The sequence below is a fragment of the Bacillus sp. SRB_331 genome, assembly GCF_003264175.1.
Lineage (GTDB): Bacteria > Bacillota > Bacilli > Bacillales > Bacillaceae_G > Bacillus_A > Bacillus_A mycoides.
In genome coordinates this window covers 1-298 of sequence record NZ_NADV01000170.1, presented here as the reverse complement: position 1 = coordinate 298, position 298 = coordinate 1, and the positions used below count along the sequence as shown (strand labels likewise).

1 protein-coding gene is annotated in these 298 nt (G+C 69.1%); it reads right to left on the bottom strand.

From position 1 onward, the window contains the following. Window positions 1-298 (bottom strand): NAD(P)-binding domain-containing protein (locus B5P42_RS31655; protein ID WP_142674089.1); only part of this gene is annotated, 298 nt, incomplete at both ends.

Below are 298 nucleotides of genomic sequence, written 5' to 3'. Positions count from 1 at the left end.
CCGGCAAAGGCGCCGTCGGCGCCCAGCGTGACGGCGCGCAGGTCGTCGTCGTTGCCGACGCAGCAAAACACCAGCTCTGCGCCCTGCGCCGCCAGGCGGGGTGTTTCGGCATGTTTTGGGGCTCCAGCCCTTGCGTGCTCTGCGCACCATGCTATGGATTTTGCGGTCGTGCGGTTGTAGACCGTGACCGTGTGGCCCGCCAGCGCCAGGTGCGCCGCCATGGGGGCGCCCATCACGCCCAGGCCCAGAAAGGCGACTTTGCGGGGCGGCGTGGCTTCGTAATTGCGGGGATGGGTGC